Origin of the sequence: Algoriphagus yeomjeoni (assembly GCF_049821175.1) — a bacterium.
In the GTDB taxonomy this organism is placed as follows: domain Bacteria; phylum Bacteroidota; class Bacteroidia; order Cytophagales; family Cyclobacteriaceae; genus Algoriphagus; species Algoriphagus yeomjeoni_A.
The window spans coordinates 4691279-4713686 of sequence record NZ_CP187512.1 but is presented as its reverse complement, the minus strand read 5'-3'; the positions used below and the strand labels follow the sequence as shown (position 1 = coordinate 4713686).

24 protein-coding genes are annotated in these 22408 nt (G+C 40.8%); 7 read left to right on the top strand and 17 right to left on the bottom strand.

Going from position 1 to position 22408, the window contains the following annotated elements; all coding sequences use genetic code 11:
• Positions 1-3: 3 nt before the first annotated feature.
• Complete coding sequence (locus ACPUEN_RS19525) at positions 4-378, top strand: iron chaperone (protein ID WP_425637610.1); 375 nt, start codon at positions 4-6, stop codon at positions 376-378.
• 59 nt (positions 379-437) lie between these two features.
• Here the strand turns inward: ACPUEN_RS19525 and ACPUEN_RS19520 are convergent, their stop codons facing one another.
• On the bottom strand, positions 438-1706 hold the full coding sequence (locus ACPUEN_RS19520; RefSeq protein ID WP_425637609.1) for an aminotransferase class V-fold PLP-dependent enzyme: 1269 nt from the start codon (positions 1704-1706) through the stop codon (positions 438-440).
• A gap of 297 nt (positions 1707-2003) precedes the next feature.
• A complete protein-coding gene (locus ACPUEN_RS19515; RefSeq protein WP_425637608.1) occupies positions 2004-2393 on the bottom strand; it encodes a DUF302 domain-containing protein in 390 nt (129 codons plus the stop codon).
• A gap of 244 nt (positions 2394-2637) precedes the next feature.
• Between ACPUEN_RS19515 and ACPUEN_RS19510 the strand changes: the two genes are divergently transcribed.
• Positions 2638-5334: an alginate lyase family protein gene (locus tag ACPUEN_RS19510; protein ID WP_425637607.1), complete on the top strand. Its 2697-nt coding sequence runs from the start codon at positions 2638-2640 to the stop codon at positions 5332-5334.
• Positions 5335-5868: 534 nt separating this feature from the next.
• Here ACPUEN_RS19510 and ACPUEN_RS19505 read toward each other — a convergent pair.
• The 7 genes from ACPUEN_RS19505 to ACPUEN_RS19475 all read right to left on the bottom strand — a co-directional run bounded on the left by ACPUEN_RS19505 (position 5869) and on the right by ACPUEN_RS19475 (position 11750).
• Entirely contained in the window at positions 5869-7341 is a 1473-nt protein-coding gene (locus ACPUEN_RS19505) for an ATP-binding cassette domain-containing protein (protein WP_425637606.1), read from the bottom strand.
• A 77-nt stretch (positions 7342-7418) separates the two neighbouring features.
• On the bottom strand, positions 7419-8897 hold the full coding sequence (locus tag ACPUEN_RS19500; RefSeq protein ID WP_425637605.1) for a sulfatase family protein: 1479 nt from the start codon (positions 8895-8897) through the stop codon (positions 7419-7421).
• Between the two features lie 91 nt (positions 8898-8988).
• On the bottom strand, positions 8989-9441 hold the full coding sequence (gene dtd / locus ACPUEN_RS19495) for a D-aminoacyl-tRNA deacylase (RefSeq protein WP_425637604.1): 453 nt from the start codon (positions 9439-9441) through the stop codon (positions 8989-8991).
• Positions 9438-10157 carry an NAD-dependent epimerase/dehydratase family protein gene (locus tag ACPUEN_RS19490; RefSeq protein ID WP_425637603.1) on the bottom strand — a complete coding sequence of 240 codons (720 nt, stop codon included), beginning with the start codon at positions 10155-10157 and terminating at the stop codon, positions 9438-9440. Before ACPUEN_RS19490 ends, dtd begins: the two co-directional genes overlap by 4 nt.
• 3 nt (positions 10158-10160) lie before the next feature.
• On the bottom strand, positions 10161-10781 hold the full coding sequence (locus ACPUEN_RS19485) for a thioredoxin family protein (RefSeq protein WP_425637602.1): 621 nt from the start codon (positions 10779-10781) through the stop codon (positions 10161-10163).
• Positions 10782-10812: 31 nt separating this feature from the next.
• The gene (locus tag ACPUEN_RS19480; protein WP_425637601.1) at positions 10813-11226 is read right to left on the bottom strand and encodes a YkvA family protein; all 414 of its coding nucleotides are present in this window, start codon (positions 11224-11226) and stop codon (positions 10813-10815) included.
• Positions 11227-11228: 2 nt separating this feature from the next.
• Positions 11229-11750: a hypothetical protein gene (locus tag ACPUEN_RS19475; RefSeq protein ID WP_425637600.1), complete on the bottom strand. Its 522-nt coding sequence runs from the start codon at positions 11748-11750 to the stop codon at positions 11229-11231.
• A gap of 110 nt (positions 11751-11860) precedes the next feature.
• Between ACPUEN_RS19475 and ACPUEN_RS19470 the strand changes: the two genes are divergently transcribed.
• The 3 genes from ACPUEN_RS19470 (at position 11861) to tnpA (ending at position 13666) form a co-directional block, all read left to right on the top strand.
• Positions 11861-12175, top strand: a complete 315-nt coding sequence (locus ACPUEN_RS19470) for a HesB/IscA family protein (RefSeq protein ID WP_111612729.1) — start codon at positions 11861-11863, stop codon at positions 12173-12175.
• A 229-nt stretch (positions 12176-12404) separates the two neighbouring features.
• Positions 12405-12899, top strand: coding sequence for a DUF6265 family protein (locus tag ACPUEN_RS19465; protein ID WP_425637599.1), 495 nt, complete (start codon positions 12405-12407; stop codon positions 12897-12899).
• Between the two features lie 314 nt (positions 12900-13213).
• Positions 13214-13666, top strand: coding sequence for an IS200/IS605 family transposase (tnpA, locus tag ACPUEN_RS19460; RefSeq protein WP_425637598.1), 453 nt, complete (start codon positions 13214-13216; stop codon positions 13664-13666).
• A gap of 236 nt (positions 13667-13902) precedes the next feature.
• On the opposite strand, the gene ACPUEN_RS19455 is transcribed toward tnpA, so the two are convergent.
• From ACPUEN_RS19455 to ACPUEN_RS19435, 5 genes are all read right to left on the bottom strand, one after another.
• On the bottom strand, positions 13903-14358 hold the full coding sequence (locus tag ACPUEN_RS19455) for a DUF4268 domain-containing protein (RefSeq protein ID WP_425637597.1): 456 nt from the start codon (positions 14356-14358) through the stop codon (positions 13903-13905).
• Between the two features lie 2 nt (positions 14359-14360).
• Positions 14361-15224, bottom strand: coding sequence for a ChaN family lipoprotein (locus tag ACPUEN_RS19450; protein WP_425637596.1), 864 nt, complete (start codon positions 15222-15224; stop codon positions 14361-14363).
• The gene (gene folB / locus ACPUEN_RS19445) at positions 15217-15582 is read right to left on the bottom strand and encodes a dihydroneopterin aldolase (protein WP_425637595.1); all 366 of its coding nucleotides are present in this window, start codon (positions 15580-15582) and stop codon (positions 15217-15219) included. The genes ACPUEN_RS19450 and folB overlap by 8 nt, the downstream gene beginning before the upstream one ends.
• Positions 15582-16547, bottom strand: a complete 966-nt coding sequence (locus tag ACPUEN_RS19440; protein WP_425637594.1) for a DivIVA domain-containing protein — start codon at positions 16545-16547, stop codon at positions 15582-15584. Before ACPUEN_RS19440 ends, folB begins: the two co-directional genes overlap by 1 nt.
• Before the next feature lie 114 nt (positions 16548-16661).
• A complete protein-coding gene (locus tag ACPUEN_RS19435) occupies positions 16662-17576 on the bottom strand; it encodes a WD40 repeat domain-containing protein (RefSeq protein WP_425637593.1) in 915 nt (304 codons plus the stop codon).
• A 35-nt stretch (positions 17577-17611) separates the two neighbouring features.
• On the opposite strand from ACPUEN_RS19435, the gene ACPUEN_RS19430 reads away from it, so the two are divergent.
• Complete coding sequence (locus ACPUEN_RS19430) at positions 17612-18241, top strand: 4'-phosphopantetheinyl transferase family protein (protein WP_425637592.1); 630 nt, start codon at positions 17612-17614, stop codon at positions 18239-18241.
• The gene (locus ACPUEN_RS19425; protein WP_425637591.1) at positions 18242-18811 is read left to right on the top strand and encodes a redoxin domain-containing protein; all 570 of its coding nucleotides are present in this window, start codon (positions 18242-18244) and stop codon (positions 18809-18811) included. It begins immediately after the preceding gene.
• Here ACPUEN_RS19425 and ACPUEN_RS19420 read toward each other — a convergent pair.
• The 3 genes from ACPUEN_RS19420 to ACPUEN_RS19410 all read right to left on the bottom strand — a co-directional run bounded on the left by ACPUEN_RS19420 (position 18805) and on the right by ACPUEN_RS19410 (position 22404).
• Positions 18805-19650 carry a transglutaminase-like domain-containing protein gene (locus ACPUEN_RS19420; protein ID WP_425637590.1) on the bottom strand — a complete coding sequence of 282 codons (846 nt, stop codon included), beginning with the start codon at positions 19648-19650 and terminating at the stop codon, positions 18805-18807. The two genes, ACPUEN_RS19425 and ACPUEN_RS19420, sit on opposite strands and share 7 nt — an antisense overlap.
• A 57-nt stretch (positions 19651-19707) precedes the next feature.
• A complete protein-coding gene (locus ACPUEN_RS19415) occupies positions 19708-21303 on the bottom strand; it encodes an acyl-CoA carboxylase subunit beta (protein ID WP_425640209.1) in 1596 nt (531 codons plus the stop codon).
• 300 nt (positions 21304-21603) lie between these two features.
• Positions 21604-22404, bottom strand: a complete 801-nt coding sequence (locus ACPUEN_RS19410; RefSeq protein ID WP_425637589.1) for an N-acetylmuramoyl-L-alanine amidase family protein — start codon at positions 22402-22404, stop codon at positions 21604-21606.
• Positions 22405-22408: the final 4 nt, after the last annotated feature.

Genomic DNA, 22408 nt, shown 5'->3' with positions numbered 1-22408 from the left:
TTGATGAACCCAAAACCTTCCTCAGTCGAAGAATACCTAAGCTGGTTCTCACCTGAAATTCGGGAAAAGCTGGAGCAAATTCGTGCTACAATCCTCAAAGCACTTCCAAATGCCAAAGAAGTAATCAGTTATCACATGCCATCATACAAGACCACGGAAGATTTGGTTTATTTCGCCGCCGCGAAAAAACACATTGGCTTTTATCCTACAAATAGTGGCGTGAGTGAATTCAAGAAAGAGCTGGAAGGTTTCGTGACTTCAAAAGGTGCAATTCAGATTCCTTATGACAAGCCCTTGCCTTTGAAGTTAATCGCTGACATTGCAAAATTCAGAGCTGAAGAAGCTGAACAAAGGGCAAAAGCGAAGAAGAAAAAGTAATGATCGACTTCGACTCCCCTTTGTTTGATAAAATACTGTGTTCTTTCCGGTTAAAAATCCTAACCCAGCACCTTTTTAGTTACCTCCAAAAAACTATCAATCTCAGCTTTACTGTTATAAATGTGAGTTGAAATCCGGATAGCATCCAACTTGCTTTCAGGAACTTGACGAATCCGGAAACCCTCTTTGCTAATCAAGCCAGCAGCTTCCTGGAAATTCATTTTCTTAGGCTTGAAATTCACCATAGAGATTCTCGATTCCGATTCTGAAGGACTTAAAACATCCAATAACGAATTCATTTCATCTAGCCCATCGAAGAGGTATTGATTCAATTCTCGAACTCTGGCTTCAACTTTTCCTTTGCCAATTTCTGCATGAAAGTACGTCGCGGCCACAGCTCCCTTCATCATAGGAAGACTTTGACTACCATAATCAAAGCGATGGGCTGTTGGAACATAGCCTTTGAGCTCCGGTGGATTTTGATACATGTCCCAACCCAAATCCGAATACGCCCCTACTTGATAGGCTTGTACTTGCTCCAGAATCTCCTCTCTGACATATAGGAAACCTGTTCCATTTGGACCTAAAACCCACTTATGATAACTGCTGGCATAGAGATCGCAACCAAGATCATGTAGGTCAAGATTGAATGTCCCAGCTCCATGTGCTCCATCTATTGCTGTGAAAATCCCTTTGCTTCGGGCGAACGCCGAAATTTCCTTGATTGGAAAAACCAAACCCGTTGTACAGGTAACATGAGGAATAGCGATAACTTTTGTCTTTGGTGTAACTAAGCTTTTGATCAGATCCAAATTCTCAGCTTGAGTAGCTTTTGGTTCAAAAGGCTTCAGAGTAATCCCGTGTAATTTTGCTCTATTGAGCCAAGGCAAAGCATTCCCCACATGCTCATGCAAGGTGATAATAATCTCATCTCCCGCTTTCAGTGGAAGTCCCCAGCACATGATGTTAATACCCTCGGTCGTATTATGAGTGAGTGAAATCTCAGACGTCTTGATTCCAACAAAAGCAGCCAATTTCTCACGCTCGGGCTCTATATGACCATATTCCCCACTGGTATTTGTTTCGACAAATGAGCTTTGCAAAGCATCCAAAACCACCTGAGGTGATGGGCCGAAAGTGCCATTATTCAAATAAACTCTGCTCTCTTTTAGAGGAAATTGCTTGCGGATCTCACTCCAAAAATCTTCTCCATTTAACGACTGATCAATATACTTCAACGTGCTTTCTTCAGAAGATCTAAATGAAACCAGACTAGGAATAGCTATCCCAACTCCAAGCTTTTGAATAAATGACCTTCTACTTTTCATACAATTTTAGGCTATTGCATGATTTAAGAAATGATCATCAATAAATCAAACCCAATACTACCAGCTTGTTAAAAAAACAGGTTGATCGGAGTTGATTTACATGAAAAAACCACAAGATCTACTAGATATTACCATCCTAGATTTCTTGGAAAATAAAAACTAACTGAATGATCAAGCTGGTTTTCTGGTATCAAAAAAAACCTCCAACCTGATTTAGTTTTACAAATCCTGAAGAGCGCAAAGTGCTAAAAATTAGACTGCGTCTCCCCAAGCTAAGTAAAATAAATGTATACTAGGTTACGCCAGTGCGGCGATTACCTTTCTCAAGCTATCCCGCACTTCTACTGCTACAGATTCCAAGCCTTCATTCTTAACCCCCATCATGGAGACCACTGGATCCACTGCTGAAACTTCGATCTGACCAGCTTCTTTTTCTTGCACGATCAAATTACATGGAAGCATCAAGCCAATTTTATCTTCTGCTTGCAAGGCTTTAAATGCATTTGGCGGATTACAGGCACCTAATATTTGATAGTTATAAAAATCCACACCCAGTTTCTTCTTGAGTGTAGCCTTCATATCAATAGTTGTCAGCACTCCAAATCCCTCTTTTTTCAATTCTTCTGTGACTTTTTCTATCACTTGATTGAAGTCACCCTCTATGGTTGTTGTTATATAGTAGTTCATGTTTTCAATAACGAAAAAATCATCTAAAAGGATAGTGACATCTGTCACAGAAAGGAGATATTAATAACTTTAAAGAACTTAGACTTAAATAATCATGAAAGGGAGGTCGCACAATTCCTTATCAGGAATAAGTTAATTGCAAAGCAATCCCATTTGGGAATTCTCTGCGACCACTGTGGTTAAAACTCTTTTAAAGGACCCTAATAAATTGCATCTTAAGTTCTCTTTACCTAATTGACCCAAAATGATTCAATGCATCCTTATTTTACTTTTTACATTTAGCTCATCTTTTACTCACCAAAAGACGGAGAATACCACCACAGATTACTTCGCAAAAGAAAGGACTCGAGTCATTCGACTGGCTGAAGAGTATGCCAAGGAAAAACCAATCACCGTCACTGCTGAATCCAGTACTAGAAGTGCTGGAGGGATTCATGATTTCTATTCTGAAGGAGACTATTGGTGGCCAGATCCTGCAAATCCAGATGGCCCTTACATCCAAAGAGATGGATTGACGAATCCAGAAAATTTCACAGCACACCGAGAAGCAATGATTCGCTTTAGCCAGATTTCAGGTGCTCTAGCTTCGGCTTATTTGGTTACCAAAGACGATAAATATGTCAAAGCTTTGGCTCCACATCTCAAGGCTTGGTTTATAGACGAAGCCACGAGAATGAACCCAAATTTGCTTTATGCGCAAGCCATCAAAGGCAAAGTGAGCGGTCGAGGAATCGGAATCATTGACACCATCCATCTCATGGAAGTGGCCAAAGCAATTCAAGCTGTAGAAGGGTCGGAAGTCATCCCTGCCTCAGAAATACAACAGATGAAAGATTGGTTTTCTGAATATTTAACTTGGATTACTACGCATCCTTATGGCATTGATGAGCGAGATCATGGCAATAATCACAGTGTGTGCTGGGCGATGCAGGCAGCAGTTTTTGCAAAGCTTGTGGGAAATCAAGAAGTGCTGGACTACTGCAAGGAAATGTATAAAACCGTGCTTCTCCCAGACCAAATGGCAGAAGACGGGAGTTTCCCTCTTGAGTTAAAACGCACCAAACCCTATGGCTATTCCCTTTTTACACTGGACGCCATGGCAACACTTTGTCAGGTCTATGCTGAAGATGAGGAGAACTTATTCTCTTATCAATCTCCAACCGGTAAATCACTGGCTAAAGGCATCTCATTCCTCTTTCCTTATGTAGAAATCAAAAACACTTGGCCATACCAAAAAGATGTGATGTATTGGGATAAATGGCCCGTTCGCCATTCGTTCTTACTTTTTGGAGGCATGGCATATCAGAATGAAAAATATCTTGCCCTTTGGAATACCCTTGATGCAGATTTTGATACACCCGAAGTCATTCGGAATATGCCGGTGAGATTTCCCTTGCTTTGGCTTTCTGATACGGAAAAAGCTTCTATGGGAAACTCAACTTTGACGACAGCTGCTTCCACAAAAATAATAGCTGCTGGGCTAGTAAAATACAGTGACTTTGGTGCCAAAGGCGATGGAAAAACCGATGATATAGTTGCTATCTCAGCGACTCATGAATTTGCCAACAAACACAAGCTAAAGGTGAAGGCAGACGATGACGCTACTTATTATATAAGTGGAAAAGATCAACCAGTGATCATACAAACTGACACTGACTTTGCCCAAGCAAAATTCATAATTGACGACAGGGAAGTCGAAAATCGTAATGCTTCAGTTTTCCTGGTTAGTTCAAGCCTGAAACCTTTTAAACCTGAGGGAATAACTTCGCTGAAAAGAAACCAGCAAAAGATCGATATCACTTTACCCAGTCCTTCTTTGATCACCGTCACCAATTCCAAGGAGATGAAGTATATCCGATATGGACTAAACCAAAACAATGGTGCTCCGCAAACGGATATTTTCTTAGTGGATAAAGAAGGCAATGTAGATGGCAATGCGCCCATCATTTGGGATTTTGATCAGATAACCGAAATCACTGCTTTACCGATTGATGAAAAGTTGCTGACCATCAAAGGAGGCATTTTCACCACACTAGCCAATCTGGAGGAATCGAAGTACAACTATTACAGTAGAAATATCTCTATACAGCGCTCCAATGTACTGATTGAGTCCTTAGAACATCGTATCATAGGAGAAGGCGATCATGGTGCTCCATATAATGGGTTTATCAATATTAGCAAAGCTGCCTTCGTGACGGTGAAAAACACCATCTTGACAGGCCACAAAACCTTCTCAACCATAGGCGCCGCAGGGAAGCCGGTAACTATGGGTACTTACGACATTATCGTCAACCGATCTCTGAATGTATCATTTATCAACTGTAAACAGACTAATGACATCGATGACAGCACGTATTGGGGGATTATGGGTTCAAACTATAGTAAGAATCTGCTTTTCGATAAATGCACCCTATCCCGTTTCGATGCCCACATGGGCGTAGCTAATGCAACCATCAGGAACTCCACACTAGGACATATGGGAATCAATGCAATTGGTACTGGAACATTTACTGTGGAAAATTCAGAAATCAGAGGAAGGAGCCTGATCAACCTTCGCTCGGATTATGGAAGTACTTGGGAAGGAAAATTAATTATTCGTGATTGTACGTTTGTGCCAAATGGTGGAAAAACATACAGCGCCTCCTTGATAAATGGCTCCAATTCCGGTCAACATGACTTTGGCTACACCTGCTATATGCCAGAGCAAATTATTATCGAAAATCTAAAAATCGATGACTCCAATCACCCCGAAGAATACCAAGGACCAGCTATTTTCGGGAATTTCAATTCAGAAAGGAAAGATGATTCTTACGAAGAAAAATATCCTTATGTCCTTACCAAAGAAGTGGTTCTGAAGAATGTGACTACATTGAGCGGAAAAGAATTAAGAGTAAGTGAGAATGAGGTGATGTTTGAGGGGGTGAAGGTGGAGCAAGAATAAATTCCAACTAACCCAATATTTTATGCTTATCCTTTTATCTGGACTATGCCCCCTTTAGGGAAATCAAGGTAATCCAACCCAAAAACAACGATCGCGTATCTCAAACAAACGACGACGTATCCTTTTGATACATCCATGAATTGAAAATCATCCAGCGCCGCATCTTCAGATCCGATGGAGTATTTAAAAGATCCGTCGTCGTATCTTTTGGTTGCGAACTCCCACTAAAAAAGACTCTCTGCCGCATCTCCAGATCCGAACTCGTAGGTAAAAGATACGCTGCCGTTAGTTTAGGACTGGGAAGCGTAAGGAAATTATCCGAAGTTGAATCGAATTGGATTAAAGTAGGGTTTTGAAATTCCTGAGACACCCGTACAAACAACCACAGGTCAAGTATTTCAATCAGAATAAATTATATTCACTAGCCCTGAAAGGGCATCATACCAAAGCAAAGGTCGCCAGGCCGTTGTGATGAACAGGTATAATTCATTTTTAAAGCCCTGAAAGGGCAAAATAATCTATCGAAAGCAACACCTATCCCAACTCAATCACCTTCCCGACCGCCTCAGGCACGTCCTCAGCGTAATGGCTGACATAGATCAAAGTAATATTACTGCGCTCGCAGATTTGCTGTACAGTATCTTTAAATAGTCTTCGCTGAAACTCATCCATTCCCTGAGAGGCCTCATCGAGAATCAGAAGTTCAGGTTGCTTGATCAGCGCTCTAGCCAGCAAAGTCCATCTTTGGTTTTCCAGAGAAAGTCGATTAATTGGAATGTTTGCAAAGCTTTCCAGTTGAAAAAGTTTCATCCAGGAATCAGCTAAAGCTTCCTGCTCAGCTGTTACTTTTTTGTATAAACCCATGGTATCGAAAAGTCCTGAAAGGATGACTTTGCGACAGGTTTGGTTAGTAGGAAAAAATCGGCTGAGTTCGGGAGCTACAAAACCCGTAGGTCGCTTCACATCCCAAATACTTTCACCAGTCCCTCGCTTACGGCCAAAAAGCCACAAATTTTGAGAATAAGCTTGAGGGTTTTCCCCTATCAACAGACTAATCAAAGTAGATTTCCCGGAACCATTGGATCCTTTGAGCAACCAGCGTTCACCGGATCTCACTCCCCAGCTAAGGTTTTTTAGAATCTGTTTTTCCCCATATTTGATTGTGAGGTTTTCAAGACGTATTACCTCTTCATTTTCATGTGGCCTTTTTGGTAAAAGAGAATCTAAAAGCTCCCAATCGCAGGATAAATTTTGCTCATGCTTGGTAGTCAGATGAAATTCGGCCACCTCCCAACTCTTCTCGATACCTTTTCCACTTAACTTGGCAACATGTGTGATTCCTGTGGGGATTTCTTTCGCCGAAGTGGTTAATAAGACTTGCACTCCTTTCGAAATTATAACCTTCAAAATCTCTCCAAATTCTTCCCTGCTTTTTACATCCAATCCAGTCATCGGCTGATCCATCAGGTAGATTTTTGGCTGACGCATGAGCCCCAAGCCTAAAGCTAATCGTCTTGTTTCACCATTGGAAAGCAAAAGCAGTGACTTTTCCAATAGATTCTCTAAATGCAACAATTCAGACACTTTCTCCAACGTCCACGGACCAGCCACCTTCGCATTCACTTCAGATAAATACTCCCGTACGGTAGCTGTATCACTTGACTCCGAAGAATTAAAGCGCTGCTGAAAATAGAAGTTCTGCTGATTCGATTTATTCCGGATTTCGTAGCGCTGCGAAACGTAGGCAATCAGATCTCGGAAGGAGTTGATTTCACCTGACTGAGTTTTCTGTTCTGTGTATCCTGCTGCAAAAGGCCGGATAATCTCACCAGTCGGGATGACTGAATTTCCTCGGATAGTTTCTATAAAAGCAGTCATCTCTGCTCCAGAATTGCCGATAATAGCCCAATTCTGACCTTTTGTCCAATTGAAATCTAGAGATTCAAAAACTTGTTTTCCCTTGGTTAGAACTTGTGCGGAATGGATGCTTAGAAGTGAGGTTGACAAAATAGAGCGATTTGAAAATTGAAGATTGGCAAAATCTCCGAAACGGTCAAAACCAGACTTCATTAAAACAAATAGAGCTATCGATTAACTTCCAAATAATCCGGTTTGCGAAGGCTGTCCTGCGCATCATAGAGATAATTATACTGAATCATATACTCATCAGCCGGCAGGAAAGTATCATTTGTAGCTTTCAATTTTTCTATCAAAATATTTTCCAGCTGATTTTGCAGTTCCGAAAATGCTGGATCATTGACTAAGTTATTTTGCTGGTATGGATCTTTTTCATTGTCATAGAGCAACCAAGGACCTTTTAAATCTTTTACGTAAGTATATTTCTTGGTCCGAATACCTCGAAACTCTCTTCCTCCGTTTTGGAATTTCCACTCGTGAAAAGGCACGGGAAGCATAATTAGCGCAGCTTCGTTTCCCAAATCTTCTCCAGCTAGCAACTCACCGGAAAAATCCTGACCCTCTATACTCTCAGGAGAAGCAATATCACTTAACCCGAGTAGCGTAGGTAATAAATCTGGCGTTCCAATTGGGTCATTTACTTTTCTGCTTTTCTCTCCAAATTTTGCAGGATACCGGATCAACATCGGGACTTTAATCGCCTCATCATAGGGTCTTTGCTTTTTCAGAACTCCCTTGGACATGAGCATATCCCCATGCTCGGATGTGAAAACCAGAATCGTATTATCCGCAATTCCCGCTTTATCCAAGGCCTCCAATAAATTTCCAATCGCAAAATCTATCGCCGAAGCATGCGCATAATAACCAGCCATAACCCTTCTCGCGGAGTCTTGTAAAGCTTCTGGGACATTTGGACGAACTTCCAATGTACTGGCGTCATATAAATCCTGAAACTCTTTAGGTGCAGAAAAATAAGGGTCATGCGGTGGTCCATAGGACAACATCAGCACGAACGGATTCTCTTTATTCTTTTGGATATAGCTAATCGCACTATCGGTCTGAGGAAAAACATCGTACCCTTCCCATATGTGCTTCTCGTCATTTTCGTCGAAATAAAAGCTATTGTTATAGTTGTGTGTCACCTCTCTGACCTTCCAGTAATCAAAGCCCTGCCTCCTATCCTTTGGCACCGGCAAATCCCTCGAACTGAAATGATGCTCTCCTCTCTCATGGCCATTCAAATGCCATTTTCCAATATATCCTGTTGCGTATCCCTGATCCTTATAGATCTCCGCCATAGTCAGAGCTTCATTTGGCAAAGGTTTATCATTGTAAAAAACACCATGGGTCAAAGGATATTGCCCAGTTAAAAAACTCGCTCGCCATGGCGCACAAACAGCCATGGTAGTAACTGTATTTTCAAAAATCAAACTCTCAGAAGCAAGCTTGTCTAAGTTTGGAGTTTTGATTTGCGTATTTCCCATGTATCCCACTTCCTGAGCTCTCCATTGATCGGCAAGAATGATGATCACATTCGGCTTTATTTGGCTTTCACTGGATTCCTGATTAGGCTTGCTGCAGCCGTATAGCAATTGAGAAATGAGTAGAGTAAAAGCGAAAAACTTAAGAAGAGATTGGGTTTTCATGGACAGGATCAGAGTAAGCAAAAGTTAAGCAATACTTCCCTAAAGTAGAGAATCTGGTCTCTAACCTATCCTGTTCTTACCTGTCGATGAGTTAGACCTTATTCTTACTATCCATCAAAATGGTAACGGGGCCATCATTCACCAAAGAAACTTTCATATCAGCACCGAATTCGCCTGTCCCGATCGCTTTCCCCAAATCCAATTCCAAAGTCTGGATCATCTGTTCAAACAATGGAATAGCAATTTCCGGTCTCGCAGCTTTAATGTAAGAAGGTCGATTCCCCTTTTTAGTACTGGCGTGAAGAGTGAATTGGGAGATCAATAAAATCTCGCCGTTGATATCGAGCAAGCTTTTATTCATCACTTCATTTTCATCGGGAAAAATGCGGAGGTTCACGATTTTTTTTGAAAGCCAGCCAATATCTTCCTGGCTATCTGATTCTTCAATTCCCACTAAAATCAACAATCCAGCTGATATTTCTGCTTTGATTTTGCCATCAATTTTTACTGATGCTTCAGATACCCGTTGAATAACTACTATCATTTGCTTAGATCTTGTAGTTCGCCTGAGCTTATAATTTCTTCTGACTTTGATTTAGTAGCCAAAGCAGTTTTGACCATGCCTTTTGCAACTTGATAATCGTAAATCGGACGGATATTTTTAAAAAGCTTCAACCAGATCAGAGGCTTCATCACTACTTGGGCTACTTGCTCTCCAAATCGGAACTCAGTACGGTTCCCCATCAGTAAGGATGGCCTGAACAAACCCAGGTAATCAAAGCTTATAGCTTTTAAATCATCCTCAGTTTTACCTTTTGTCTGGCTGTAAAAAATCGAAGATTTAGCATCAGCTCCAGAGGAAGAAACATAGAGAAATTTGGATGCTCCCAAAGCTTTTGTACACTTAGCAAATGAAATGACCAGATCATGGTCTATCGCAAAAAACTTCTCTTTTGACCCTGCTTGCTTGATGGTTGTCCCTAATGAGCAGAAAGCATGAATTTCAGCTGTTTTTTTGCTTAAAGAATCTATCAAAGGAAAATACTCTCCGCTTAAACTCTGTGAGGATATTTTACCTTCCCAATCCCAGCTGTCAATGTTCGCCATATCACCTTCAACCTGAACAAGCTTCTGCTGCTTAATAGCAAGCTTTCTACGACCAACGCTTAAAACGTAGTCGTAGTCCTCACTTTTAAAAAGCTGGTGAAGTAATGCCTTTCCAACAAGGCCTGAAGCTCCGGAAATTAGGGCGATTCGCATAGTTTATATCGTTTCAGCAATCAACGGAGTCAATTCCTCTGCAATCGCTTTGTTTTTATCTCTTGCGTACCAAAGATGAGTTCCATCAGAAAACTCTTTGGACGTAATATTTTGAGGATCGAGTTTATAAGCTTTTAGGCGATTCTGAAGAAACTGAGGCCTCGGGCCCCAAACAAAAAGCTCCTTACTCAAGTCACCACTTAAGGCAATCAAAATAGGAATTGAACGCGCTCCTTCGGTTAGATAAGCATCCATCAATTCAGGATTTTCATCCCGCAGCACTATCCTCAACTCAATCTTCGGGTTCAAAGCTGCGAGCTTTGCCATAAAAGGAATAGTCTGAGCGCCATCCCCGCACCAGGCTTCAGAAATCACCAGCCAAACTTGTGGAGAAGAAATTGAAGCTACTAATTTCTCCAGCTCTGGAGCAACTTTTATTGTTTTGTCCCAGCGATTCATTCGCTGCAAATTCATCTTGGTATAGTTCAGATAACTCTCGGACTGATTTGGGCCAGTAGTTTTATTCTCTTCTACCAAACGCACCGTCATTTCCCGGAATTCTGAATATGTCTGACCTGTCGCCAAAAGCGCAGTCGTGATCAAAGTAATTTCTTGGTCTAGCATTCCATGTGATTTTGGGAACTAACAGAACTATCTAGTCTTGAGTTCTCTCCCAATCCAAAAAATCCTCAATCTCATCTTTTACTTTGGCATAAATGGCCAAGACAACGCTTAGATCATCTGCAAAGCCAAAGAATCCCAAAAAGTCAGGAATGATATCAATGGGAGAAACAAAATAAACCAACGCTAAAAGCACCAAACCTAGCGTGCTGTTGGTCATTTTATGTACTCCGCTGAAATGCGCTTTTATCATTCGGATAAATATAGAAACAGGCTCAATCAGTTTTTTTACGCGTGGATTATCACCCACACTTGAAATCTTACTACCAACTCCAGCAATTAACTCCGTAACTGTTTCTTTTTGTTTTACGAGTGCATCTACCTTCTTGCCAAAAAGTGCTTTGGCATTATCGATAGTTGCGGAAGTCTTTGCTTTGAAGCTGCTCATTCTCAAAAGTAAATTTGAATCTCTGATTTCACTTGTTTCAACGCATATCCAACGGGATCGTTTTTTCTCTCCAATGCTTGTGCAAAAATCGCCTTTGCCATATCTATTCCAGTAGCTTCCTCATTCAGCATTTGGCGGCTTTGATTGATTATAGTGGTCACTTCCTCCACTGCACGCTTCACTGCTTCCCAGGTTTCCTCGGAAAAGTATACCTGCTGAGAAAAATTATGATTGAATTCTTCACGAACTTCTGCAAGCAAAAGCGAATGCAATTCACCGGAAGTAAGCCCTCCTGGATTAGATCTTCTTACCAAATTATTTGGGGTAATTCGCTCTAAGAAAAGGCAAATCCGCTCTGCGGCCTGCAAACGAATGGGAAGAATGGTTTGAGAATTTTGGGTTTTCAACTCTACCAGTGTTTTTTCTCTTTCCTTGGAAAGAAAAGAAACAACCACGAGATACATGCCATAAAGGACAATGCCAGCTGGCAAAAGAATTTTCAATAAATCGACTGCGTATTCCATTTTTGGGGATTAAACTCGAATTTGCACAAATTATCCCCGTTAGAAAACTTCAGGGGAATGTAAATTTGTATTCTCGCGAACCAATTCCCTGCCAAAAACATTTCTCCCACATGATAATCCCAATAAAGATCACAGAAAAGGCAGAGGCCGAGATCAAAAATATCATGGCTAATAAGAATATTCCGGCTGATTACCACCTTCGTGTTGGGGTAAAAGGCGGTGGATGTGGCGGAATGTCTTATGCATTGGGTTTTGACAAGCCAAAAGAGGAAGATCAAAAATTTGAATTGGCAGGAATTCCAGTTTTGATAGAAAAAAAGCACTACATGTTTCTGATGGGCATGCAGATAGATTTTTTTGAAGGTGACGAAGCCCGTGGGTTTACTTTTGTGAATCCCGAGATCCCGAAGCGTCACGATGTGTAAGATTAATTAAGCTTTTAATTTCTTTTTCGCGGCGGCACAACGACGCGGCGAATATTCTTAAACAGACCCGATTGATTACTTTTTCAGACCAATTTTAAAATGCATGGTTAAGGTCTGTCAGGCTGAGCGAAGTCGAAGCCCGTTTCAGCTTTTGCTTTCTTAAGTTCTTGAAATCCCATAAGCGTAAATCTTTTATTTAAATTCAGGAAGTTTTCAAATCATCCTTCCCATGAAAAAATCACTTCTATTCTCCATTATCTTCCTTTTTTCAATCTCTGTATTTTCTCAAGTAAAGCAACTTGAAAAAGATCAAGAACCCGGAAAAGGAAATGTCTCTGACCTAGATTGGCTAGAAGGTTTTTGGACAGGAACTGGATTTGGTGGAGAATGTGAGGAAGTCTGGATGCCTGAGGTAGACGGAAATATGGTAGGAACTTTTCGCTTTTGGAGTGAAGGAAAGCTTGTCTTTTCTGAATTCATGAATATCGTCCAAGAGGGAGATACTTTTTCTCTAAAACTCAAACATTTCAACGCCGACCTTTCTCCGTGGGAGGAAAAAGACAAATGGACCACATTTCGTTTGGTGGAAGTTGGGGAAGATGCTGTGTACTTTCATGGCTTGACAATGAAGCGAGAAGGCAATGAAATTAACCTATGGCTGGCAATGACAGAAAATGGAGTACGGACAATTGAAGAGTTGAAGTATGTAAAGCGAGGGTTTTAATCTCCTGCCAAAAAGGTTAAATAAAGTATGATTTGAGACCGTTGAGGACAATTTCTTTTAATAATTGAAGAAACAATCCTTCTAGGAAATCTAAAGCACCACAGATATGGAAGTTCTAGAAATTCTTTTACTTTTCCGTGATCTTTTTGAAGGTAGTCGGATTTATGAAATCAGTTTCTAAGACACCTGAAACGCATTATTTTAGATTATATTTATTAGCCCTGAAAGGGTAATATATTTCAGCAATGGTCGCTAGGCCATTGTTAGAAATAAGTAGATTTCATTTTTAAAGCCCTGAAAGGGCGCAATAAGCTATGGGACAATCACTCGTGAAAAATTTTGTGCATATTATTTTTAGCACAAAAAACAGGCAACCGTTTATTAAAAAAAACTATGAAGATGAACTCTTCAAATACCTTGGAGGAGTTTGCAAAGCGCATGATTGTACTCCACTTAAAGTAGGCGGATATTTAGATCATGTTCACATTCTATGTCTTCTTAGTAAGCACATGACTATTGTTAACTTGTTGGAAGAAGTAAAAACGGATTCCTCCAAATGGATGAAAAAGCGTGATCAAGAACTTAGTAATTTTTATTGGCAAGATGGCTACGGCGCATTTTCAGTTAATCCGAGCCAGATTGAAACTGTTTGTATTTATATTCAAAACCAACGAGAGCATCATGAAAGCAGAACTTTTCAAGAGGAATACAGAGCATTTTTAAAAAAATATAAAGTGGACTATGATGAGAGGTATGTTTGGGGATAATGGAAATTAGTCTTATTAATTTTAATTACACCCTTTCAGGGCTCTTGTTCGAGAGATGCTTCACTATTGCGATGGGCTGCACCCATCGCTTTGTTATTGAGCCCTTACAGGGCATTTGAAATCTGCAGGAAATTGGGAGATTCAAAACAATTTACCTACTCTAAAAAAGCAAAACAAATATCTCTAGACCATTGTAGTTTTGATTAGATGGAACCTATTGGTTCGAAAGGGCAATCTTAACTCTCAAACCCCGGTTTTACATTCTCCCAAAATTCATCCAACGCAATAATTCTGGGCTTGAGGAATGAGATAATCTCTGGCCAATCGCTAGAATCCATCACATTCACATTGGGCAAGACTTTTTCAATCCTCGATACAGGTTGCCCAAATTCATTTTGATCCAATAATTTCCAACTCCACTCCTCACCAAGTGTCGCTTCTAGCATCTTTCTGAACTGCGCAAATTGATCAAAATACAATTCCTGCAATTCCTCATCCTGATGGCCAATTTCGATTCCAATTGAAGCAAAATCATTCTCGGCTTTCATCCGGAAATAGATATTTCTTACTCCTGTCTTGTAATTTGGCCAGTTGATTCTTCTTCCTTCTGCATTCGGAATTGGCTTCATGTATTGCCCAAAAGCAATCCAAAACTCCGAACGGATTCTCGATGTTTCTGCTTTTTTATACAAGATTAATAAGTTGTATGGCTATCGCTAGGTAGGACAAGAACAATTTCTCCGGCTTTGGCATTTGCATCATCTAGCTTATCCAATTGATCTTGAGTGACCATATGGATATCCAAAATTTTCAGATCTGGAAACTCTCTTTTCAAATACAATAAAATACCTTCTCCATCTTTGGTATGATAAGATCCATTGATATGGTAAATCTGCTTTCCTTCATAAATTGACCCAAAAAGTGACTCTGCCATGGTTGCATCTTTCAAAGCTTGGGCTTGAATCATAAAATCCGAATTACCTGGAGCACCATGCATTATATCTTTCATTGCTACATATCCAGGCATATTCATATCAATCATTATGGGAAGCTTTGCAAAATAATTCTTAGCCGGAGGCGATAAGGAATCTAAAGCGGCTAGTCCTTTCTTGCTGACAAGGGAGGCGTACTTTCTTGGTACGTTTGTAGCAATAAATCTTAATCCCTTCTCCTTTGCGTAGCGCAAAACAGGACGATAATCAGAGGTGTAATTTTTCCAAAGATTCGCCTCAGCTTCGAAATTGCTCTCGGTTATTTGACCTGAAAACCATTCGTCCAGATTCAACTGATCTTCCCGCTCAAAAATCTCAGAGCCTACGACCAAATCAGGGTTTTCGGCATGCAACCCTTTCAAGACTTGCAGCTGCAACCAATGACCCAAACTGTTATGATGAAGTTCTCCAAAGAAAACTGCATCCACATCCTTTGCTTGCTTCAACACATCTTTTAGCTCAATTTTTTTTCCTTTATTGGTAAAAAACTGATAGGCTTCTCCTTGTGCTCTGAGATTTCCAAAAGAAACCAAAACAACTAGGGCTAGAAGTAAATACTTAAGCATAATCTTCAGGATATTGAATTTGTACGGAAGAGAAACTTACCAATCCGCCAAGTGCTGGGTGATGCTTTTTGAGTGTTAATCTGATTTGTGTGGTTTTGGGATAGGCTTCCAGTATATCGGTCACGATCATATGCCCCAGATGTTCCAATAATTTCACTTTCACATCCATTCTGGCTTTGATCAGTTTGTACAATTTGGAATAATCGACAGTAGCACTCAAGTCGTCATGCAGCATCGCCTGTCTAAACTCCGTTTCCAGTTCTAAGTCCAATGTAAATCGGTTTCCTAAAACAGACTCCTCTGGATAGGCTCCGTGGTAAGCATGAAATTCAATCCCCTCTAAGCTTACTTTTCCCATTAGTCAAATTGGTCAAAGAATGAACCCGATTGGTTCTTTGGATCATCCGTGAATTTCGGTTGAGATGCCTGAGGCTTCATAGGTTCTTCTAATGGTTTTTTTACTTTCTCCGCTTCAAGTTCTTCTATATCTTCTTCTAAAAACTCGTCTTCCAGCTGCATCTTGGTATCTTCTAATTCCAACTCTTCTTCTGGATCCGGTTCCCTTTCCATTTCCAAGTCAGGAGTTGAATCGTGGTCCTCTAGCTCCAAGTTTTCTTCTATCACTTCCATTTCAGCTAATGGGCTATCTTCGCTTTCTTCCTCTACCAGCTCCTCTTCTTCGTACCCAAGATTTTCAAGATTGCCAAAAGTGAATGTTTGTGACCGGCTCAGTTCATCAATCGCTCGGGCATGAGCCTTTGCATCGATTCTTGTGTAATGCGCTTCCGATAGATCTATTTGATTCAACGTGTCTTGGGCTATTCGCTTCAGACTTTTAACCATAGCTTCTCTTTGCTCGGCTAGGCCTTCATAGGAGCGAACTAAACCCTGCATACTTTCTCGTAGCTCCACAATAGTCTCTTTTGCTTTTGCCTCGGCCGCTCCAATAATTGCTGCTGCTTGATCCTCAGTTTGTTTTCTGGATTCTGCTATCATTTGATCTATATGCTTGGTCGCATTATCCGCAGTTTCATTTGCATCGGCGATAATCAAATCAGCAGCTTCATTAGCTTCGACAATTATTGCAGCTCCGGTATCTTCAGCGGTTTTGAGGGTTCGGAAAAGTGATTCCTCCACATCCTTCAATCGCTTTGCCTCTGTTTCTGTATTTTGAAGCTTAGTTTTAAGCTCCATATTTTCTTTGTGGAGCTGATCAACCACTTCAGAGATTTCGTCCAGAAATGCTGTTACCTCTTTTTTCTCATATCCTCTGAATCCTACTTCAAAGGTTTTTTGCCGAATGGCTGCTGGTGTGATCTTCATGTGTCTATAATTTGTCTTTTAAAGTCCGCCCCGAAAACGCGGGGCAGGCTGTGGAATCTACCATGTCTATAATCTACAGGTTTTGAGACTTGGAGTTTTGCTCGATTTCATGGGTTAAGTTGCTTCAATTTGCCAAATAGAAATTGTACGGTCATCTGACACGGAAATTACATTGCCTTGATAGCTACTCCAAATCACCTTATTTATTGAAGTGCCATGACCTGCATTCCTTGCTTTGTCGATGACTTTGAGGAGTTTTCGGCGCCTTGCATCCCAAACCTTGATAGACTTGTCCATGGAGCAGGTGACTAGCAAGTTTCCGTCCTCCTTGAAATATAAATAATTAATGGCATACATATGTGCCACAATGTTTTCCTGAAGGGAATAGGTATCCGTTTCCCAGAATTTCAGGTGTGCATCTCTCCCTGCACTGGCCAAAACTGACTCGTCCGGTGAGTACGAAAGCGCAAATACCGAATTGGTATGCCCGGTCAGATTTGTAAGTGGTTTGAAATTATCTGAAAGGTCTAAAATTTTAACTGTGTGATCGCTCAGACCTACTGCCAACTCTCGCTTGTCTTTGGCCAAAGACATTACACGAATACTTTTTTCACCTAGTTTTATGTGTTTTTTTACTGTTTTGGAATTGACATCAACTACAATAAGTACTCCATCTCCAGTGCCTATGTAGGCCTCGTCTCCAAATACCTTAATGTCAAAAATCGCCTGATCTGTTAATTTCAGGGACCAAATCTCCTTGCTTTCATTCAGATCTATGACATGAATTCCTTCGAAATTATGACCAATGAACAGCAAGTTTCTTGAATAGTCAACGGCTAGGGCATAAACTGAGTGCGGAAGTCTAGCGATCAACTTACCATCTTTCGGAGTGTCCTGATCCCATTCCACAACCATCCCATCTCCAGAACCAGTATAAAAAAATCTAGGATCACAACCTTCCACCAGTGCATAGATGCAGTCATTGTGCCCTGTTAGTGTTTGTAATTTATTAACTTCTATTTTTGACATATATTAGACTGAGACTTTGGTTGCCCTGCTTGTGTATGCAAACAAAAATAGAAAAAATAGATTCCTCCTCGGCTTTGGCCATCAAGATTATCGAAACTCAGGATGAAAATGAGTTGGATTTTCTCAGCTTTAGAGAGAAACTCGGTTACGCTAACATTTCCCATCAGGAGAAAAAACGAGAATGGGCCACAGCACGAATCGCCATCCGAGATGCTTTAGATGTGCTTCATGTGCCATATCCTGGTTTTTTCAAAGATGAGCATGGCAAATCCCAAGCGATGAATGGTCATGGATTTATTTCACTTTCTCATACTATAGGTTATGCAGGTGCCATTTATCACCGAGATAATCCTGTAGGAATTGATATGGATTTGATACGCGAAAAAATCCTGAGAATAGGATTCCGCTTTTTGGACGAATCTGAATTAGACTTCTTAGAAAAGGATCCTTTACATTATACCATGGCATGGTCGGCTAAAGAGTCTATCTTTAAATGTCAGGGTAAAAGAGGTGTTTCTTTTCGGGAAAATATCCTATTAGAACCTTTTGATTCAAAGACTGGAATAATTAAAGGCAAGATCCGAGGTACGGATTTTACAGACCATCATTACACAGTACAAGTTCGCGTGATGTCAGACGTAGTACTTACTTACACTATTTGGTAAATGCAAAAGCTTAGCTTAACCATCCTTATTCTCTTTTCTCTAGCTTTCGGGCTTTCCGCCCAAAGTCTAGAAACGATCATCCTCACAGATGCAGTAACTGGCAAACAGGTTAATGTAGCCTCGCAGGTAAAAGGCAAAGGATTGATTCTGGTTTTCCATAGTTTAGGTTGCCCTTTTGCCAAGATGTATGAAAAGCGCCTGATTGCTTTGCGAAGCAAATACCAAAATCAGGGATTTACTTTTATGCTGGTAAATCCTGAAGTCAGTCAAAAGCCTGAAGACCAAACCGCCCTGAGAAGCTACATAGACCAATCAGACATGAACATGTCATACTTGGTTGATGAAAATCAGGAGCTAACCAAATTCTTTAAAATCACCAAAATCCCTGAAGTTATTTTGCTCACCTCCGGAGCAGAGGTAAGTTATAGAGGAGCACTCGATAATAATCCACAGGCTGAAAGTGCTGTGTCGTCTAAGTATTTAGATAAAGCATTGGATTCTATTCTAAAGGGTGAAGCTCCCACTCCAAGCCAAGTAAGAGCTGTTGGCTGTAATGTCCGGACCTATTGATCGTTCAGCAAAGCAATTAATTCCTTTATTTCCCCTACTTTATCCGCTTCTCCGAGCTTCTCAAATGAGTTCTCTAGGTTTCTAAACATCCTGAGCATAATCTGCAGATGTGCACAAGGCTCGAAGTAATCGTCTTTTGGGTCAATCTTCAATTGCTCCAAGTAATTAAAAATATCCTTCCTACTAAATATCAAGCCTTTGTTGAATGCATTAATGTAAAAAGTGACATCGGAAGATTTATAGGTGAGAACAAAAAGATTAGGAAGGTTCACTCCGTAAATCGGCAGCCCTAGTTTCTTTGCGACAAGCAAATAAATCGAGCAGAGGGTCAAGGGATTCCCACGTTTCGAATCCAAAACCGAAGAAAGCATACTATTCGCTGGGGAATGAAAATTCTTGGTATTTGCTGAGAATCGAAGCGTATTGAACAGCACATTATTGATAGCGCGCACTTGTTCGTAAGGAGTCAAATCATTTTTGAAAGCCGTCCACACATCAAAGTAAATCTGATGCATCTCTGCATTCAGTTTGGAATATTCCAGATCAGGATATTGATAGGTATTGATAATCCAAAGTCCGGTGAGCAAGTCTCTATCATCAGTATCTCTCCAATCTATCAGTCGAGTTTTCAACAGCGAGAATTGAAGGTCGTGAACCAATTCTTCTATTTCCTTCTGAATATCCGGATTGAAGCTATTTTCCCATTTTTTCTCCAAAAAAGGAATGATATCATTTCCCAAGGAAATAATCCGATCCCTCACATGCATTCTCACTTCCCGATCGGAATCGTCCAACAAGGAAACCAAAGCATTTAATTCTCCGGGTGTCAAATCACTCATAGTCAAAAGGCTACGGTTAATGGCATTAAACTGTAAAATAAGATACTAAAAATCGTCTTAAGTCTGGATTACTCCAACGTTAAATCTTTCGGTAATCGGCGCATGATTGGCTGCGGCTATCCCCATGCTGATTACTTTTCTAGTCTCGCGAGGATCTATCACCCCATCTACCCAAAGTCTAGATGCAGCATAGTAAGGACTTAGTTCCTCGTTGTACTTTGAAGTAATTTCATCCAGCAATTGTTTTTCATCTTCTGAAGTTATCTCCAACCCTTTTTTCTTCAAGCCTGCAACTTTGATCTGAAGCAAGGTGTTTGCGGCTGCCGCACCTGACATTACAGCCATCTGAGCTGTAGGCCAAGAGTATATCAAGCGGGGATCATAAGCCTTGCCGCACATGGCGTAATTGCCGGCACCGTAGCTGTTTCCAAGAATGAATGTGAATTTTGGTACCACCGAGTTTGCCATGGCATTCACCATTTTCGCTCCGTCCTTGATGATCCCACCGTGTTCCGCTTTGCTCCCTACCATAAATCCGCTCACATCCTGAAGAAATACCAGTGGGATTTTCCGCTGGTTGCAGTTCATAATAAATCGAGCAGCTTTATCTGCTGAGTCAGAATAAATTACGCCACCCATCTGCATTTCGCCTTTGGCGGTCTTCACGATCTTCCGCTGATTGGCTACTATTCCCACAGCCCAACCATCGATTCTGGCAGTTCCACAAATCAATGTTTTGCCATAGTCTTCTTTGTATTCATCAAAGTCACCACCGTCCACAAGGCCTTTCACGATTTGAAGCATATCGTAGGGCTTTACTCGCTCAATTGGAAAAGATTTAAGAAGTTCTTCGCCTTCCAAACCGGCTTTTTGCGATTCTGCTCGATCAAAACCTGCAGTAGGATTATGACCTATTTTGTCAAAAATCTTTCTGATCGCATCCAGGCAATCCTGATCTGTTTCGTATTTATTATCGGTCACACCTGATATTTCACAATGCGTTGTGGCTCCACCTAATGTCTCATTGTCTATTGTCTCACCGATAGCTGATTTTACGAGATATGAGCCTGCCAAAAATATAGATCCCGTTTTATCAACAATCATAGCTTCGTCAGACATGATAGGTAAGTATGCCCCACCGGCCACACAGCTGCCCATGATTGCTGCAACTTGGATAATACCCATTGCAGACATTTTTGCATTGTTGCGGAATTGACGGCCAAAATGCTCTTTGTCTGGAAAAATCTCATTTTGCATAGGGAGAAAAACTCCAGCGCTGTCCACCAGATAAATCACAGGGATCTGATTTTCCATGGCGATTTCCTGAGCTCTAAGGTTTTTCTTAGCTGTCATCGGAAACCAAGCTCCAGCCTTCACTGTAGCATCATTGGCTACGATCATGCACATTCTCCCACTTACATATCCTATTCCGGTAACCACTCCACCAGATGGACATCCCCCCTCTTCTTGATACATTCCATCAGCCACAAAAGCCCCAACTTCTAAAAAATCGGTGTCCTGATCCCGCAAGTAATCAATTCTCTCACGGGCTGTGAGCTTCCCTTTAGCATGTTCTTTTTCTATTCTTTTGGCTCCTCCACCTAGTTTTACCTGTTCATATTTTGCCTGTAAATCCTGGAGTAAACTATCCATAGGTGAATTGGAATTTCCGGTAGTAGTCGTCATTAGTCAAATTTGGGTTTAGATGTCATAACCAGTGCTTACTGCAATTAGTTAAGTCCCGAAGTTAAAAAAGAAAAAGCTAACAGTTGTAGTGGTCAAAGTCCCAGTCTCAGTATTCATCCTTAAAACTGTAATCTAAAAAAGTAATACTAAATATTTATTTAGGGACCATGCAATCTAGACCTATAGGGACAATGCAGTTTTAATTTCAAATCAAAAAGCCCTTCTTCGATCGAAAAAGGGCTTAGCAAATGTTAAATCTTTTGAAAATCAATTTTTTTCAATTGACTCCTTATAATCTCTGATCGATCTGTATATCGCTGATGCCATGTATTCCTTGCCTTCTTGGCTCATCAGGAATCGCTCCTCATTGCTATTGGACAAAAAGCCCAATTCCACCAAAACAGATGGCATTGAAGGCGTCCAGAGCACATAAAAAGGACCTTGCTTGACGCCTCTGCTTTTGCGCCCAACTCGATCTCTAAATTGAGTCTCAACATTATCGGCCAAGGTCACAGAATTCTCAAAGTGAACCTTTGACATCAAATTGAACATCATGTAAGACTCCGGCGAAGATGGATCAAACCCTTCGTAGTTTTCCTCGTAGTTATCTTCCAATAGGATCACCGAGTTTTCTCGTTTTACGATATCAAAGTTTGCATCAAAGTGCTTGGTACCCATCACGAAAGTCTCTGTTCCAAACGCTGATTTATTAGCAGCTGAATTGGAGTGAATGGACACAAAGAGATGTGCTTTGTTATTATTGGCGATCATTGGCCGGTCCTTAAGAGAAGGAAAACTATCATCGTCCCGAGTGTAAATAACTTCTACATCAGGCAGGTTTTCCTTGATGTATTTTCCGACCAAAAGTGTAACTGCAAGATTAATGTCTTTCTCCTTTGACCTAGAACCCAGATTACCAGGATCTTTGCCTCCGTGGCCAGCATCCAAGACGATCTTTGTCATCTTAAAAGATGGTACCATGGATTCATTGGTGATAAAGCCGCCAAATACAAAGGGAATGCATAAAATCAGACTAAGAAGAATTTTTTTGTTTTTGGACCGTTCCATGAGG

What these genes read in the sequence shown, in the direction of transcription:
- dtd (WP_425637604.1), bottom strand. Translation starts at nt 9,441, where the DNA reads ATGATAGTAGTTATTCAACGGGTATCTGAAGCATCAGTAAAAATTGAT.
- ACPUEN_RS19510 (WP_425637607.1), top strand. Translation starts at nt 2,638, where the DNA reads ATGATTCAATGCATCCTTATTTTACTTTTTACATTTAGCTCATCTTTT.
- ACPUEN_RS19490 (WP_425637603.1), bottom strand. Translation starts at nt 10,157, where the DNA reads ATGCGAATCGCCCTAATTTCCGGAGCTTCAGGCCTTGTTGGAAAGGCA.
- ACPUEN_RS19520 (WP_425637609.1), bottom strand. Translation starts at nt 1,706, where the DNA reads ATGAAAAGTAGAAGGTCATTTATTCAAAAGCTTGGAGTTGGGATAGCT.
- ACPUEN_RS19415 (WP_425640209.1), bottom strand. Translation starts at nt 21,303, where the DNA reads ATGGATAGTTTACTCCAGGATTTACAGGCAAAATATGAACAGGTAAAA.
- ACPUEN_RS19470 (WP_111612729.1), top strand. Translation starts at nt 11,861, where the DNA reads ATGATAATCCCAATAAAGATCACAGAAAAGGCAGAGGCCGAGATCAAA.
- tnpA (WP_425637598.1), top strand. Translation starts at nt 13,214, where the DNA reads ATGGGACAATCACTCGTGAAAAATTTTGTGCATATTATTTTTAGCACA.
- ACPUEN_RS19465 (WP_425637599.1), top strand. Translation starts at nt 12,405, where the DNA reads ATGAAAAAATCACTTCTATTCTCCATTATCTTCCTTTTTTCAATCTCT.
- ACPUEN_RS19410 (WP_425637589.1), bottom strand. Translation starts at nt 22,404, where the DNA reads ATGGAACGGTCCAAAAACAAAAAAATTCTTCTTAGTCTGATTTTATGC.
- ACPUEN_RS19450 (WP_425637596.1), bottom strand. Translation starts at nt 15,224, where the DNA reads ATGCTTAAGTATTTACTTCTAGCCCTAGTTGTTTTGGTTTCTTTTGGA.
- ACPUEN_RS19500 (WP_425637605.1), bottom strand. Translation starts at nt 8,897, where the DNA reads ATGAAAACCCAATCTCTTCTTAAGTTTTTCGCTTTTACTCTACTCATT.
- ACPUEN_RS19425 (WP_425637591.1), top strand. Translation starts at nt 18,242, where the DNA reads ATGCAAAAGCTTAGCTTAACCATCCTTATTCTCTTTTCTCTAGCTTTC.
- ACPUEN_RS19485 (WP_425637602.1), bottom strand. Translation starts at nt 10,781, where the DNA reads ATGCTAGACCAAGAAATTACTTTGATCACGACTGCGCTTTTGGCGACA.
- ACPUEN_RS19420 (WP_425637590.1), bottom strand. Translation starts at nt 19,650, where the DNA reads ATGAGTGATTTGACACCCGGAGAATTAAATGCTTTGGTTTCCTTGTTG.
- ACPUEN_RS19430 (WP_425637592.1), top strand. Translation starts at nt 17,612, where the DNA reads ATGCAAACAAAAATAGAAAAAATAGATTCCTCCTCGGCTTTGGCCATC.
- ACPUEN_RS19480 (WP_425637601.1), bottom strand. Translation starts at nt 11,226, where the DNA reads ATGAGCAGCTTCAAAGCAAAGACTTCCGCAACTATCGATAATGCCAAA.
- ACPUEN_RS19440 (WP_425637594.1), bottom strand. Translation starts at nt 16,547, where the DNA reads ATGAAGATCACACCAGCAGCCATTCGGCAAAAAACCTTTGAAGTAGGA.
- folB (WP_425637595.1), bottom strand. Translation starts at nt 15,582, where the DNA reads ATGGGAAAAGTAAGCTTAGAGGGGATTGAATTTCATGCTTACCACGGA.
- ACPUEN_RS19475 (WP_425637600.1), bottom strand. Translation starts at nt 11,750, where the DNA reads ATGGAATACGCAGTCGATTTATTGAAAATTCTTTTGCCAGCTGGCATT.
- ACPUEN_RS19515 (WP_425637608.1), bottom strand. Translation starts at nt 2,393, where the DNA reads ATGAACTACTATATAACAACAACCATAGAGGGTGACTTCAATCAAGTG.
- ACPUEN_RS19525 (WP_425637610.1), top strand. Translation starts at nt 4, where the DNA reads ATGAACCCAAAACCTTCCTCAGTCGAAGAATACCTAAGCTGGTTCTCA.
- ACPUEN_RS19435 (WP_425637593.1), bottom strand. Translation starts at nt 17,576, where the DNA reads ATGTCAAAAATAGAAGTTAATAAATTACAAACACTAACAGGGCACAAT.